The 15,762-nt window shown below is 36.0% G+C and carries 14 protein-coding genes; 12 read left to right on the forward strand and 2 right to left on the reverse strand.

What is annotated here, in order from left to right:
• The first annotated feature begins 16 nt into the window (after positions 1-16).
• From allE to arcC, 6 genes are all read left to right on the forward strand, one after another.
• Positions 17-820 (forward strand): (S)-ureidoglycine aminohydrolase, encoded by an 804-nt coding sequence (gene allE, locus ACFVT8_RS06580; protein ID WP_387082788.1) that lies wholly within the window; start codon positions 17-19, stop codon positions 818-820.
• 124 nt (positions 821-944) lie between these two features.
• Positions 945-1,994, forward strand: coding sequence for an ureidoglycolate dehydrogenase (allD, locus tag ACFVT8_RS06585; protein WP_387082789.1), 1,050 nt, complete (start codon positions 945-947; stop codon positions 1,992-1,994).
• Between the two features lie 17 nt (positions 1,995-2,011).
• A complete protein-coding gene (locus ACFVT8_RS06590) occupies positions 2,012-3,769 on the forward strand; it encodes an acyl-CoA synthetase FdrA (protein WP_387082790.1) in 1,758 nt (585 codons plus the stop codon).
• Positions 3,769-5,034 (forward strand): YlbE family protein, encoded by a 1,266-nt coding sequence (locus ACFVT8_RS06595; protein ID WP_387082791.1) that lies wholly within the window; start codon positions 3,769-3,771, stop codon positions 5,032-5,034. Before ACFVT8_RS06590 ends, ACFVT8_RS06595 begins: the two co-directional genes overlap by 1 nt.
• Positions 5,031-5,801: an oxamate carbamoyltransferase subunit AllH family protein gene (locus ACFVT8_RS06600; RefSeq protein WP_387082792.1), complete on the forward strand. Its 771-nt coding sequence runs from the start codon at positions 5,031-5,033 to the stop codon at positions 5,799-5,801. Before ACFVT8_RS06595 ends, ACFVT8_RS06600 begins: the two co-directional genes overlap by 4 nt.
• Positions 5,802-5,806: 5 nt before the next feature.
• Positions 5,807-6,739: a carbamate kinase gene (gene arcC / locus ACFVT8_RS06605; protein ID WP_387082793.1), complete on the forward strand. Its 933-nt coding sequence runs from the start codon at positions 5,807-5,809 to the stop codon at positions 6,737-6,739.
• 105 nt (positions 6,740-6,844) lie between these two features.
• Here arcC and ACFVT8_RS06610 read toward each other — a convergent pair whose 3' ends face one another.
• Positions 6,845-9,163: an MMPL family transporter gene (locus tag ACFVT8_RS06610; protein ID WP_387082794.1), complete on the reverse strand. Its 2,319-nt coding sequence runs from the start codon at positions 9,161-9,163 to the stop codon at positions 6,845-6,847.
• A 774-nt stretch (positions 9,164-9,937) separates the two neighbouring features.
• On the opposite strand from ACFVT8_RS06610, the gene ACFVT8_RS06615 reads away from it, so the two are divergent.
• From ACFVT8_RS06615 to ACFVT8_RS06625, 3 genes are all read left to right on the forward strand, one after another.
• Positions 9,938-10,387: a GNAT family N-acetyltransferase gene (locus ACFVT8_RS06615; protein ID WP_387082795.1), complete on the forward strand. Its 450-nt coding sequence runs from the start codon at positions 9,938-9,940 to the stop codon at positions 10,385-10,387.
• 175 nt (positions 10,388-10,562) lie between these two features.
• Positions 10,563-11,045, forward strand: a complete 483-nt coding sequence (locus ACFVT8_RS06620) for an immunoglobulin-like domain-containing protein (RefSeq protein ID WP_387082796.1) — start codon at positions 10,563-10,565, stop codon at positions 11,043-11,045.
• A gap of 414 nt (positions 11,046-11,459) precedes the next feature.
• On the forward strand, positions 11,460-12,404 hold the full coding sequence (locus ACFVT8_RS06625) for an alpha/beta hydrolase fold domain-containing protein (protein WP_387082797.1): 945 nt from the start codon (positions 11,460-11,462) through the stop codon (positions 12,402-12,404).
• 136 nt (positions 12,405-12,540) lie between these two features.
• On the opposite strand, the gene ACFVT8_RS06630 is transcribed toward ACFVT8_RS06625, so the two are convergent.
• The gene (locus tag ACFVT8_RS06630; RefSeq protein ID WP_387082798.1) at positions 12,541-13,020 is read right to left on the reverse strand and encodes a MarR family winged helix-turn-helix transcriptional regulator; all 480 of its coding nucleotides are present in this window, start codon (positions 13,018-13,020) and stop codon (positions 12,541-12,543) included.
• Positions 13,021-13,241: 221 nt separating this feature from the next.
• Here ACFVT8_RS06630 and ACFVT8_RS06635 point away from each other — a divergent pair, with 221 nt between their 5' ends.
• The 3 genes from ACFVT8_RS06635 (at position 13,242) to ACFVT8_RS06645 (ending at position 15,750) form a co-directional block, all read left to right on the forward strand.
• Complete coding sequence (locus tag ACFVT8_RS06635; protein ID WP_387082799.1) at positions 13,242-14,462, forward strand: MalY/PatB family protein; 1,221 nt, start codon at positions 13,242-13,244, stop codon at positions 14,460-14,462.
• A complete protein-coding gene (locus tag ACFVT8_RS06640) occupies positions 14,462-15,271 on the forward strand; it encodes a M20 metallopeptidase family protein (RefSeq protein WP_387082800.1) in 810 nt (269 codons plus the stop codon). Before ACFVT8_RS06635 ends, ACFVT8_RS06640 begins: the two co-directional genes overlap by 1 nt.
• Before the next feature lie 86 nt (positions 15,272-15,357).
• Positions 15,358-15,750, forward strand: coding sequence for a zinc-binding metallopeptidase family protein (locus ACFVT8_RS06645; RefSeq protein ID WP_387083374.1), 393 nt, complete (start codon positions 15,358-15,360; stop codon positions 15,748-15,750).
• The last annotated feature ends 12 nt before the right edge of the window (positions 15,751-15,762 follow it).

Raw genomic sequence — 15,762 nt, forward strand, 5'->3', positions numbered from 1 at the left:
AAGGAGCCAGATACTTATGGGTTACTTAAATCAAGTTCAAGGATATAGAGAAGGTTTATTAGAAACACGTTCTGTCATTAAAAAAGACAATTATGCGGTAATCACACCAGATGGCCTAGTTAATAATGTTGTACCTGGTTTCAAAGATTGTGACGTAACAATCTTAGGATCCCCGCGTTTAGGTGCAAGATTTGTAGATTACTTAGTAACAGCAAAAAACCAAGGCGGAAACAAAACTGGTTTCGCTGGTGATGGTATTCAATCGTTTGTATACGTTGTTTATGGCAAAATCAATGCTTTTGCAGATGGTAAAAGATACGAATTAACAGAAGGTGGGTATTTATATGTGCCCCCACACTTACAGTTAACTTTTGAAAATAATAATAACGGTGAAGATAGCCGCTTATTCTTATACAAAAAACGTTATCAACCTCTTAAAGGACAACCTCTTAAAGGGTATACACCAGAAGTCGTTACAGGTAATGTGAACGACATCGAACAAGAGGCATATGAAGGTATGAAAGAAGTATTAATCCAAGACTTATTACCAAAAGAAATTGGATATGACATGAACATTCATATTCTTTCATTCAAACCAGGTGCTTCACATGGTTACATTGAAACACACGTTCAAGAACACGGCGCTTATGTTTTAAGTGGGCGAGGCATGTACAACTTAGACAACGAGTGGATGCCAGTTGATAAAGGTGACTATATCTTTATGGGCGCTTATGTACCGCAAGCAACCTATGCAATTGGTTTAGATGAACCATTCTCATACATTTATTCTAAAGATGCAAACAGAGATATTGATTTATAAAGAGGAAGTCTAATTAATCTTCGAAGCTATCAAAAGATTAATGACGTATCTCTGTTACAAAAGAAATTCATTTGTGTAGAATCTGAAAAAAAATTTTAATCATGTAAGGCAAGGGGCTGACAAAATGCGAGTATCTAAAGTAGAACTGTTTAATTTAATGAAACAAAAGTTTATAAAAGCAGGATTAAATGAAGGAGCGGCACATGATGTTGCAGATGTATTAACATACGCTGATCATAGAGGTATTCACTCACATGGTGCTGTACGTGTTGAATACTATTCTGAACGAATTGCAAAAGGCGGTATTACAACCAATCCAAACTATACATTTGAACAAACAGGACCAGCATCTGCGGTCTTTAATGGGGATAATGGTCCAGGTCACCAAATAGCAAAACAAGCGATGGAAAAAGCGATTGAAATGGCTAGAAAATCAGGTGTTGCCGTTGTTGGTATGAAAAATATCTCACATAGTGGTGCATTAGGCTACTTTGTTGAAATGGCAGCCGAACAAGATATGGTTGCTCTAAGTATGTGTCAATCAGATCCAATGGTCGTGCCGTTTGGCGGAACTGAACCTTATTTTGGGACAAATCCAATTGCATATAGTGCACCGTCTGCTGATGACCGTATCATTACATTTGATATGGCGACTACTGTCCAAGCATGGGGCAAAATCTTAGATGCAAGAAGTAAAAATGCATCGATTCCAGATACATGGGCTGTTGATGCTACTGGTGCACCTACGACGAATGCAAGAGATGTTCATGCACTCCTGCCTATTGCAGGCCCAAAAGGATACGGCTTGATGATGATGGTAGATATTTTATCAGGTAGTCTTCTAGGAGTCCCACATGGTATTCATGTGTCTTCTATGTATCAAGACTTAACTAAAGGACGCGATTTAGGTCAAATTCATATCGTGATTAACCCAGCCTATTTCACAAATCTAGATGCTTTTAAACAACAAATTTCAACGATGCTCAATGAATTAAAAGAGCAACCAGCGGCAGAGGGCTATGGAGAAATTTATTATCCAGGTGAACGCGGTATATTAAGAAGTAAGGAATACGATAAAGAAGGTATTGAAATCGTTGACGACATATACAACTATCTTGTGTCAGATGACGTTCATTACGATCGTTACCACGGAAAAAATAGATTTGCAGAATAATAAATTGGAGGATCATCATGTTATATACAATTATAAAAGAAAACACTTATAAAGACTCCATTGTGTTAATGCTTTTATCAAATAAGTTATCTGCAATTGACGGTGTAAACAAAGTATCAATCATGATGGGAACACCAGCGAACAAAGACATTTTTAAATCTTCTGGCTTAGGCACAGATGAATTAGAAAACGCTAAGCCAAATGATATTGTCATCGTTGTAGATACAGATCAAGAAGAAAAAGTAGACGAAGTGAAAGAAGAAGTAGAGATCGCTTTAAAAGGTGAATCAGATTCACAAAATACGTCTAAAGGTCAAGAAGCACACAACTGGAAACGTGCATTGGAGCTTGCGAACAATCCGAACTTAGCTTTAATTTCAATTCCTGGTCAATATGCAGCAATGGAAGCGGAAAACGCATTGAACGAAGGCTTACACGTATTCATGTTCAGTGACAATGTCGCTAAAGAAGACGAAGTGAGATTAAAACAAAAAGCGCATGAAAAAGGATTATTAGTAATGGGACCAGACTGTGGTACGGCACTTATTCACGGCGTACCACTGGCATTTACCAATATTGTCAGAGAAGGCGATATTGGAATTGTTGGTGCTTCAGGCACAGGTATTCAAGAAGTGACAACAATCATTGATCGCTATGGAAAAGGTGTCACGAACGCTATTGGTACAGGTGGACGTGATTTATCGACGGAAGTTGGTGCGATCACAATGTTAGATACTATCAAAGCGTTAAATCAAGATCCTAAAGTAAAAGTAATTACTGTTATCTCCAAACCACCTGCAGAGGAAGTACAACACAAAGTATTAAACGTACTAAGAAATATTGACAAACCAGTTGTAACATTATTTTTAGGTGACAAACCTTCCTATCAAGAAGAGAACATCTATCATGCCTATACACTTGAAGAGGCAGCGGTTGTATCTGTCCAATTATCAAATGGGGACAAGCCAAATTTCAAACCGACAACAATCGAAAATGTAAACGTGCAATTAAAAGACTCACAAGTTGGTATTAAGGGTTATTATTCAGGAGGTACATTAGCATCTGAAGCAGCTATGTTATTGAAAGATGCATTCAAAAATGAAATATCTGAAGATAATAAAGATGGCTATGTCTTAAAAACAAAACATCATGAAATCATTGACTTAGGTGATGATGTTTATACAAAAGGTAAACCACACCCGATGATTGATCCTGAAAATCGTATCTCAATGCTTGAAAAATCAGTGAACGATCATGAAACAGCTGTAATTATGATTGATAATGTTATCGGTAACGGTGGTCATGAAGATATGGCTAGCGCGTTAGCACCAACAATCAAACGTCTATTGGACAATGCACGTCAAGATGGTCGTCAACTTGCAGTACTTGTAACTGTTGTAGGTACAGCACAGGACATCCAAGGCTACGACAAACAAATTGACATCTTACAAGAAAGTGGGGCAATTATTTGTCAAACAAACGATCAAATGGTTCGCACAGCTATCCAACTTGTAGGTGGTAAAGTGGAACAACCAGTTGTTGCTGTACGAAAATTTGAATATACAGAAGAAAACTTAGCAGTAGATGAGAAAATCATATCTTTAATCAATATGAAACCAAGTGTCATCAATATTGGGCTGAAAAGCTTTTCTGAGGCTGTTCAAAAAAGTGGCACAGAGTGTGTTCAATTTAACTGGCGTCCTATTGCTGGTGGCGATGAGAAGTTAATGAAAGTACTTCAATTCTTAAACTATTATGAAGGAGGTACAATCTAATGGGTTACAAAACAATAAATGAAGCGAACGAAGCCGTTATCCAGAAGATCATAGCAGCAGCACCTTTTTTAACAGATGTTGTGCCTGCTAAATCTGTGATTCCTGAATTAGAAGATTACGTGTTATTACACGCTGGACCTCCAATTAAATATGAAAATATGACAGATCCTATGCAAGGTTCCTGTGTTGGAGCAATCCTGTTTGAAGGATGGGCAGAAGACGAAAAGAATGCACGTGAATTACTTGAAAACAATAAGATTACATTCATTCCATGTCACCATGTGAATGCTGTTGGACCAATGGGTGGTATCACTTCACCAAACATGCCAGTACTCGTTGTTGTAAATAAAGAAAGTGGTAACGAAGCATACTGTCAAATGAACGAAGGCATTGGAGCAGTTTTACGCTTTGGCGCCTATAATGAGCAAGTCATCAATCGTTTACACTGGATGAAAGATGTATTAGGTCCTGTATTAAGTAAAGCGTTAAAAACATTTGATGAAGGCTTGAACGTCAACGTATTGATTGCTAAAGCTATTGCAATGGGTGATGAGTTCCACCAGCGTAATATTGCAGCTTCACTTGCATTTTTAAAAGAACTATCTCCAGTCATTGCATCATTAGAAGATATTGAAAAAGAACAACGTACAGAAGTAATCCAATTCTTAGCTGACACAGATCAATTTTTCTTAAATATTGCTATGGCGACGGGTAAAGCGATGATGGATGCAGCTCGTACAATCGAACACGGTACGGTTGTTACCGCAATGTGCCGTAACGGTGAAAACTTTGGTATCCGTATTGCGGGTATGGGAGATGAATGGTTTACTGGTCCTGTTAATACACCGCAAGGATTATATTTCACTGGTTACTCAGCAGAAGATGCCAACACAGATATCGGTGATTCAGCTATTACTGAAACAATCGGTGTCGGAGGTATGGCGATGATTGCTGCACCTGCAGTAACACGCTTTGTTGGTTCGGGTGGATTTAATGATGCACTTGAAACAAGTAATCAAATGACAGAAATCTGTATTGGTGAAAACCCGAACTTTGTCATCCCAACTTGGGACTTTAAAGGCGCTTGTTTAGGGATCGATGCACGGAAAGTTGTAGAAACAGGGATTACACCTGTCATCAATACAGGGATTGCCCATAAAATAGCGGGTTATGGACAAATTGGTGCCGGTACAGTACACCCACCGATCGAATGTTTTGAGAAAGCCATCACAGCATATGCTGAAAAGTTAGGTTTTAAAGGATGATATTACAAGCAAGTGCGGTTGGTCCAATCGCACTTGAAGTATTGAATGAAGGAAACACCTTTACCGTGCACAGTATTTTTGAAAAAGGTTTGAATATGGTTGATCGAAATGGTGAATTGATATTTGCTGGAACCGACGAAAATGGAACATTTCCGTTTGGTATCTTGCTTGATCATCAAACTAAACAAACGATAAAGTCCTGTATTAGAGTAGGCGATACATTAACATTTCACAATAATCGTCTATTTCATAACTGTTTTGAAATGGTTTTTAATGTAAAAATACTACCGTTATATATGGATTTTGAATATGCAAATATAAATAGATTAAAAGAAAATTTAAAATACATTTCATTTACATCATATGAATCAACAGATTTTGAACCAGCACGTGTGTTGGCCTTGATCGATAGATTACATGATCCAACGCAAAATCTTGAGAAGACATTCCGTTATTTTATTGGACGGGGACAAGGTTTGACACCAACTGGTGACGATATACTGGTCGGCATATTGTACGGGCATTTTCTAAATAATTTTATCGAACATAAACATCTTGAAACTTTAAAAGCTTTAATCAAGGAACCTTTAACGACCATTGTCAGTAAGCGCTTTTTAACATGTGCTTTAGATGGTGTATTTAGTTCGAAGATTACAGCATTACAGCATGATCCATCTTTAGAAAGTATGAACAGTCTTATAGAAGTTGGCTCATCATCTGGGATGGATACGTTATATGGCATTTATATGTCGTTAATGAAGGAGTGAAAGAAATGGGAAAGAGTGTAGTTATTGCATTGGGCGGTAATGCAATTTTACAGCCGCAACAAAAAGCAACTTATGATAATCAATTCAAAAATGTAGTGTCTGCTACTCGTCATATGATAGAAATGAAAGAAGCGGGGCATAAAATTGTCATTACACACGGCAATGGTCCGCAAGTGGGAAATATCATTGCCCAAAACGAAGCTGCTAAAAATGTAGTCGAACCACTACCAATCCATGTTTGTAACGCAGAATCACAGGGTTTCATTGGTTATATGATGGAAACAGCTTTAAAAAACCATCTTAAAGAACGAGACCTTAATTCAAATGTGGTTACATTGTTAACAATGGTTGAAGTTGATAAAGAGGATCATGCATTTGAAAATCCGACTAAACCAATCGGTGTATTTTTCTCGGAAGAAGAAGCGAAAAGTTTAGAAAAACAAGGCTATACGATGTTAGAAGATGCAGGGCGTGGATACAGACGAGTTGTACCTTCACCAGAACCACAAGTAATTCATGGTATAGACGAAATAAAACGTTTAATCGATGATACGATTGTAATTTCATCTGGTGGTGGTGGAATACCTGTATATCGTGAAGATAATGGTCAATTACATGGTATTGAAGCGGTAATTGATAAAGACCGTTCAGGATTAAAGCTTGCACAACAAGTAAATGCGGAAGTTTTCATGATGCTAACAGATGTACCAAATGTATATATCAATTTTGGTAAAGAAAATGAACAAAAATTAAACCAAATTACAATAAAAGAAGCTGAACAATACGTTGCAGAAGGACAATTTCCACCAGGTAGTATGCTTCCAAAGATGCAAGCAGCTATTGAATTTGCGAAATTAGGTAAAGAGGCAATTATTTGTTCGTTGGATCAAGCAGTTGCTGCATTAGAAGGAAAAGCGGGTACACGTATAATACAATAAGGCTCTTGTTAACTACACTTAACAAGACCTAAAAAGCGCAAGAAATCAATTTTAGAAACGTTGATTTCTTGCGCTTATCTAATATTTACAAGTCTTTGTTTTATCTTACTTATCCACGTGTTTTATTCTTATTCGGCGAATACGATCCACAGCGCTTAACAATGCTGGGATGAAAATCGGTAGCATCACAAAGCTAAGTAAAAATAGACCGAGAATAACAGTCATTGCTACTTCTATAAGTGTAATGATCCCTGAAGGAATCAATGCCGCAAATGTACCGCCAAGAATGATAGCTGCAGATATAATAACTCCACCGATATGACGTGCAGCATCCACAAACGCTTGCGTAGAATGACCATCCATCTCTTTATAACGCATCATTAAAAAGATACTGTAGTCTACACCTAGCGCTACAATCATAATGAAACTAAAGAACGGTACATTCCATCCAAGCTCATTTACATGTAATAGTTTAGTACTTAAAAATTCACTCATTCCAAGTGCAGTAATGTAAGTTAATACTAGAGATGCTATAATAAAAAACGGTTTCAATATTGAGCGAGTAATAATGATTAGAATAATGCCGATTCCAATCAGCATAATCGTTGCTGTTTTAGTGAAGTCTTCGCTAGCAATCTCTTCAAGATCCACATTCTGAGGTGTTCTCCCACCGATTGCGACCTTCGCATTTAGCTCACCACTTTTGATAATTGCTTGCACCTCTTGTTCTACTTGCTTTACAATGGCCATTGCTTCCTTTGAATAAGGATTAACATCTAATATAATACTCATTTTAGCTATTTTTCTATTCTCAGACATATACATATTCAAAGATTTTTGGAATTCATCACTTTCTAAAACATCCTGTGGAATATAGAATTTCTCAGAGGCCTTTGATTCACTAAGAACCGTTAAATAATTTTGGGCATCGGTTAAACCTGTGCTAACTTCGTTTAAGCCTTTCGTGCTTTCTGATAACCCAGATTGTAAGGTTTTCATTTTATCAGCTAAATCAGTTAGTCCAGTAAGCATTTGCTGTTGTCCTTCGTTAATAGTCGTTAAACCTGATTCAAGGGCAGGTGTTTGGTTTGCAATTTGGATGGAACCGATAGCAGCTGTTTGCAATCCTTGCTTTAAGCTAGATGAACCTTGGTATAGCTTATTTACACCAGTTTGTAGTTGTGAGAAACCATTATTAACTTTGGCAAGTGATGCATTTGCTGCTCTAAATGATTTAATTGCGCCATCATATTGGGGGGATAGCGTTTGTAATTTCTCCGATAACTCACTCAATTGCTGCTTTCCAGCTGAAGCAATCCCAAGCGAGGTTTGCACATTTACATCACTAGATAACTCTGGTTTTGACTGGACTAGTGCAGTCATGGAATCTTCAATTTGCTCATAGCCTTTTTTGGCACTTTCGATGGCTTGAGCAATGCTTGAAAAATTGGTGCTAAATGACGATAAACCTTTTTCGATTTCCGTATAGCCATTCAATAATTGTGGCATCGAACTCGATAGAGCATCCATATTCTCTTTTACAGATGTTAAACCATTTTCTAGCTCTTGAGCGCCACTCGCTCCTGCACCTATACCATTCGACAATTGATTAACAGCATTTCCTAATCTAGAAACACCGTTCTTCACTTCATTTGTTCCAGTAATTAGTGCTTGCACGTTTTTTACACCATTCGTATCTGTTTGATCGAATTGATTCTCAGCTGAGGACAATCCATTATTTATTTTGCCCACACCTTCATTAGCGTCGCTTAGTCCACTATTTAATTCTTTTGTTTGTTTTGTAATATATAAGTCAGCGATTTTTTCTCCACTTGGACGAGTGGCAGATAAAACTTTTGATACACCATTTACTCGTGAAATCCGTTCAGCTATTTCATCCAATACTTGTAATGATATTGTTTGATCCAATGCTTCATTGGACTGTATGACAAGGGTTGCTGGTGAAGAAAAGCCAGCAGGAAAGTGTTTCTCGATAACATTGATTCCTTGTTTAGAAGAATAGCTATCATCTACTTCCAACAAATCATTGTAGCTTAATGAATGACTATAAGTGTTGACAAATGGAACACACAAAATTGCTATAAAGGCTAAAACAATCAATGGTCTTAAAAAAGACGTATTAGCTAAAAACCCCCAGATTTTACTGTCATGATGACCATTAAATGTTTTCACTGGCCAGAATATCTTTTTCCCTAATAAAGCCATAAAAAATGGATTCAAGGTCATTAAAACAAGTACGAGTACAGCTACTCCAATTCCTACAGCTGAACTTGCTCGGTATAATTCGAAATTAGCAAAAATCAGTGCCATAAATCCAATAAATACTGCGAGTGCACTATACAGAACGGTTTTACCAGCCGTTTTATACGTTACTCGAACCGCAGTCCAAATATCTTCTTGCAAAATGTAGAGTGTGAAGAGTTACTATTCCGTGTTCACTTTTTTGTAGGGGGACTAGCTTCTTTATACCAGGACTGGTTCGCAGGAAAGTTTGAATGCTCTTTAGAAAAACTAACCGAATCCGTTAGTCGAATGATGATACAAGGATTTCAGTCATATACTTTTAAATAAATGTAGGAAAGAAAAGACGTTAGGGTATCATTGAAACAACGAATCGAGGGCTACCTTTATATTTAAGGGTAGTTAGCTTTTATGAAGATGATTAGAGGCGAAGATATTCGTCTCTTTTGCATTGTAAGAACTATAGGGTGGAAGTTTCAGAAGCGGGGAGATAGAAGGAAGAAGGACTGGTTAGCCGATAGCAATGAGTCTGTGGTACTCGGAATCAGAAGGAAGCTGAAGGTAAAGCACAGGCCTGGGGAACTCGGGATCTCGTAAAAGGCTAGGGATGATTAGGTGAGTGCCCACTATACTTTCAACACGAAAAGTTAACTTAGTATGAATGCAAAGCTCGATGTCTTTTTTTAAATTTATCAAGAAAAATGCGATTTTTATGGGTGGTGAACATATGTTCTCGTTTGATATAATTGAGCTATAGAGGGAATTCAGAAAGTAAGTTACATACAGGAACATTAAGAGATAGAGCAACTACAAATAAAAGTAGGCTATGTACTAAAAGATTGAAAGAAACTAGCAAAAAGTTTAATAAATGCTTAATTACCTTATATCAGGAAAGCAAGTTATAAAGCAGTAACCAAAACTTGAGGAGGTATTGTAGTGAACCTACACAAAATGATAATTACTCAGTATAGTCCCGAATACGCTGAACAAACAGTGGCTATGTGGCGAGATAGTAAGGAACAGGCTATTGGTCAGAAAGAAATTCACAGCTTTGAAAGTCACGTTTATTTTTTAAATCATATATTATCTGAACAGTTTCAAATAGATATAGCGTTAATTGATGAAAAAGTAGTTGGAATGATTGCCTATAATGAAAGGGAAATAAGCCAACTATATATTCATTTAGATTATCAGGGAATCGGTATAGGTCATACATTACTAGATAAAGTAAAAGCACAATCGAGTGGGAGATTAACATTATACACATTTGAAGTAAATGAAAATGCACAACAATTTTATGAAAAACAAGGATTTGAAATCATAGGTAGAGGACATGAAAACGAAGAAAATTTAGCTGATATTCAATATGAATGGAAATTCAAATAAACGATTATCAAGTGCTTTTGTGGTAAAAAGCTAAAGGTCTACTTCAACTAACAGGGGATTTATTTGAAGATCATTGAGTTGCATAAGCAGCTCTTTTTTTATTGAATTAACGGTCCAGTTTAGTGCTGAAACTTTATTCCAAAATCTGTGTCTAAATATTAAAGGGGGAGATAGTTTGAAAAGGATTTTTATAGTATTGGCTGTAATTAGTTTTGTATTAGTCGGTTGTTCCAAAGAACCAGAAGGGCAAACAAGAGAACTTACAACTGACTGGGAACCTACAATATACGGAACTGTCGACAACCTTGATGGAGTAACGATGATTGTAAAGGAAGGAGCGGTTTCTTCTACTGGATTGACGGTGACATTTAAAAATAACTCCGATAAGCAAATCATCTATGGTGAACGTTTTTTGTTGGAAAAGAAAATCAAAGGGGAATGGTATCAAGTTCCAATTGTCCTAGATGGGAACCCAGCTTTTAGGGATATTGGTTATAGCTTGGATTCTTCGGGTGGTAAGGAATGGAAAGTTGAATGGGATTGGCTCTATGGAAGTCTAGACAAAGGTGAATACCGTATAGTGAAAGAAATACTGGATTTTAGAAACGCTGGGGACTATGATAAGTATCATTTGACAGCGGAGTTTACAGTTGATTAATCAAACAAAATTAGTATGTAAGGAAGATAGTGAAATATTGTACTTAAAGTAACGGGCGCTCTAGTTAAATATTCGATTTACGAAATAGGACAGCCTAAAAGAAACATGGCTTTCAGGTGTCGAATGGAAAAATTCAGGGAATACATTTGTTATAATAGTTGAAATGGTGGCCCATATTCACTTTTTTATAAGATGAAGGAGCGAATTCAAAATACTATTTTGACCCTGAAGTATTGTTCAACTTTTATACTGTAAACGATGCCGTATAGATAGTAAAAGCCTCCGTACAATTAAGAAATTCTATCCAACTTGTTAAAGACTTTTGATAAAGAGATAAATAGCTATTTCAAATCATACCGTGTTATGAAACAACAAGATGAACAATAAAAATGTTTAAAGGAGAGAATAGAAGAAATGAGTCTAGAAATTTATAACGGAGAACGTTCTGAAGAAAGTGTTCAATTTGAAAAATTGTTAACTTCCGAAAGTAATAAAAAAAGTTTTTCTAGTATTGAAAACACCAAACAGTATGTAAAGCAAATGGGAACTGAAAATGTTAAGCCTTATGTTATTGGGGATGATGTTAAATTTTTAAGCGATGTCAAGGAGCGGTCATTCGAGGACATGCAGGTTTACATATTAAATGACCAAGAGTCCCTGAAACAAAAAGTTATTTTATATTTACATGGTGGTGCTTGGACGAATCAACCTTTAAATTTTCACTGGTGGTTTTTAGATAAAATGGCGCAATCTTTGAATGCGAAAATAATTGTTCCTATTTATCCTAAAGTTCCTCATTTTAACTATAAACATACCTATCCAAAAATCCTAACCCTTTATAAAGAAATTCTTGAAACTGTTGAAATTTACGATCAATTGACCATCATGGGAGATTCTACGGGCGGAAATATATCACTTGGCCTTGCTCATCTTTTAAAAATGAACCATTTACCTCAACCGAAAGATATTATTTTGTTGTCTGCATGTGTTGATATGAGTTTTGATAATCCTCATATACCTGAATATGAAGAAAAGGACCCGATGCTAGCTAGTGAAGGAATGGAAGTCATTTCAAAGATATGGGCAGCTGATAAAGATATAAAAGACTCATTAATTAGTCCAATTTACGGTGAGTTTGAAGGGCTTGGGAAGATTACTCATTTTATTGGAACACACGAATGTTTATATCCAGATGCAATAAGACTTGATGAAAAGCTAACTGAACAGGGAATTGAAATCAATACCTTTGTTTATCCTAAAATGAATCATGTGTTTGTTGTTATGCCAATTCCTGAAGCGGAGAATGCACAACAGAAAATTATTTCTATAATTAGTTCATTGGAAGAAATGGAGAGTTAACGGTACTTGAAGCGGCCACCAGGAAGGAAATCTTCGTTTAGAACAAGAGCTTATATCGTAAAAAAGGAGTGTTTCAAAGTTCAATTTAGACTTTGAAACACTCCTTTTATTATCAAAGTATAGAATAGCAAAAAAATTAATACGCCTTTGATTTTTTGTCATTAAGCACGGTTTGTGTCCTTTGATTAATTAAGCTTAAGACTGTAATATATTTTTGAAAATCTTCGGCTGTAAATTGCTCAAGGTTCTTCAAATGACCCCGGTATTCCTCTAGATCTAGATTTTTATGATATTCATAAACTATTTTGCCTTTTGGTGTTAATTCAATATGGAATTCTCGATAATTATCCTGATTTCTATATTTAATTACTAAACCTTTTTTAATTAGTTTATCAACCATTTGAGAAACAGCACTTTTTGTGCAATTTTTAATTTCTGCAATTTCAGAAGTAGTAGTTTTTACTTGATCTCCAATTAAGTTGAGTGTATGAACTTCTATCATATACAATTCATCTTCTGTCCCGTATTTTCTTGGAATATTTTCATATGAACTAATAAGTCTAGATGTCTCGTAAATCGTTTCCATTAGCTCATAAAAAACCTTCTCTTTATCCACAATGCATCACCTTCCCCACAATTGGTAGCAAACTTAATTTAATTTTAACATATAGAAAATTTATATTTAACTTTCATTTTGAATCTAATTAATTTTAGAAATATTCAGAAATCGATATTGACGATTTTACAGTTAAGGTGTTAAACTGAGAAAAATTTAATCTAAACGTGTCGAAAATTGCGATTAAGTAGAATGTTGACACAACAAAAGGGGGAGGAATATTGAAATATAATTTTGATGAAGTAGTTAATCGCAGAAATACTTATTCCTTAAAGTGGGATGGCGGAGATTTAATTAAAACAATGGGTTATACAGAAAGATATGACTATGAGACCATTCCACTATTTACAGCAGATATGGATTTACCCGTACCGCAACCATTGTTAGATGCGCTATATAAAACGGTTGATCATCGTATTTTTGGATATTCTGTTTTTCCAGATGAGTACTTTGAATCAATTCAGCATTGGTTTAAAAAGAGACATGATTGGATTATCGAAAGGGAAGAGATTGTATATAGCCCTGGAACAGTACATGCCTTGAATATAGCTATAAAAGCTTTAACTAAACCTGGTGAAGGTATCATTATTCAACGTCCTGTTTATCCACCGTTCACAGCTACGATAGAAGGGAGTGGAAGAGTTGTTCGAAATAATGCGTTGAAATGTGACGCTGAAGGGTATTACACAATTGATTTTGAGGATTTTGAAGCCAAAGCAAAAGAAGAAAATACTACAATGTTCATTCTCTGCAGTCCACACAATCCGACTGGAAGAGTTTTAACATATGAGGAATTGAAAACGCTTTCTGATATCTGTGCGAAAAATAATGTATTGATTGTAGCTGATGAAATTCATGGAGATCTCATTAGAAAAAATCAAAAATTTATTCCCATTGTAAAGGTTGCAAACAGTACGGATCATATCATCACGTGCACAGCCATCAACAAAACATTTAATGTTGCGGGTCTGCACTGTACAAATGTTATTATTTCAAACCGTGAGATTAGAAAAATCTTTAGCGACACAATGGGAATGCAGTTACCATCACCGTTTACAATTGCAGCACTTATAGCTGTCTATAACGAAGGAGAGGAATGGTTAGCGCAAATAACAGAATATATCGACGACACAATAAAGTATGTAAAAAATTTCTTAGCCGAAAAAATGCCTACTGTCAAAGTTAAGATCCCTGAAGGAACTTACGTGCTGTGGATGGACTTTAGTGGTTATGGTCTGTCAGCTCAAGAGATTCATGATCGTATCTATAAAAAGGCCAATGTCATACTTGAAGATGGTCACTTGTTTGGAATTGAAGGTAAAGACTTTCAAAGGATCTGTATCCCTTCACCGAGACCAATTATAAAAGAAGCACTTGCAAGAATCGCTTTAGAATTCCAAGATATCGAATCTAATAATCAATTAGAAAGGGAGTATATATAATGAAAACGATCGAATTTAAGCTCGATGCGTTAAAAGCTGCAAAAGAAATAGAAGATTATGTAATTGAGATTAGAAGAGATCTCCATAAACACCCTGAAATCGGATTACAGGAAGTACGGACAATGAGAGTTGTAACAGATGAGTTAACTAAATGGGGCATTCATTATGAAATTGTCCCTAATGGCGGAATTATTGGTTATATTCAAGGGAAACAACCGGGAAAAACATTAATTCTTAGGGCAGACTTAGATGCACTTCCGATGAAGGAAGAGGAAAATAACTTAAAAAAGAAAAAAGTAGTATTTTCAGAGTCTGATCAAGCTGCTCATACTTGTGGGCATGATGGACATACAGCGATGCTTTTGGGTGTCGCCAAAATCTTGACACTACACAAAGACAAAATTAAAGGAAGAGTGCTTCTCGCTTTTGAACAGGGGGAAGAAATGGGCGGAGGGATTTATAATCTCTGTAAACGATTACACGAAATTGGAGGAGATGGAATTTGGGGTATCCATTTAAAAAATGATCTTCCGACTGGAAAAATCTCTGTTGATCCAGGACCAAGAATGGCAGCTTCTTTTGTTTTTGATGTCTTAATAAAAGGAAAAAGTGGACATGGTTCAAGACCAGATTTGTCAGTTGCTCCATTAGACTGTTTTACCGATTTTTATAACAATTTAAGAGCGATGAGATTGAATAATCTAGATCCTTTTAAAACAATTACCTATTCAATTGGAACGATTAGTTCAGGTTCAGCAGCAAATATAATTCCTGAAAGTTTACAGTTCTCAGGAACAGCAGATATTTAGATTATTACCAAGGTGCCCATGCTGCAAAAGAATTTAAGAGAATTCTAGAAAAAGTCTGTGACCTGCATAATTGCACTTATGAATTTATTACAGAGCCTAAAGAATCGGACTTAATAGTCTACAATCAAGAAGATTGTGCACAAATTGCGATTGATGCAGTGAAACATGCAATTGGTACGGATGCTTTACATTCTATCCCAGCTTGGATGGCATCGGAATCATTTGCGTTTTATGAAAAATACTTCCCAGGCGTATTTGCATTTGTTGGAATACAAAACCTCGAAGAAGGGATTGGGGCTGAACACCATAATGTTTACTTTGATTTAGATGAAGATGCATTAAAACTAGGAGTGGCTGCTACTGTACAATATACAATTGATTTTCTAGATTCTGAAAAACAAGTTAATTATACTCCTGATAAAAGAGATATAAATAGTCTATTTATTGATAACGGGTTTCAGCGATTAATTAATAAATAAAAAGGAGATAGA

It is taken from the genome of Lysinibacillus sp. NPDC058147, from assembly GCF_042884205.1.
GTDB lineage: Bacteria > Bacillota > Bacilli > Bacillales_A > Planococcaceae > Lysinibacillus.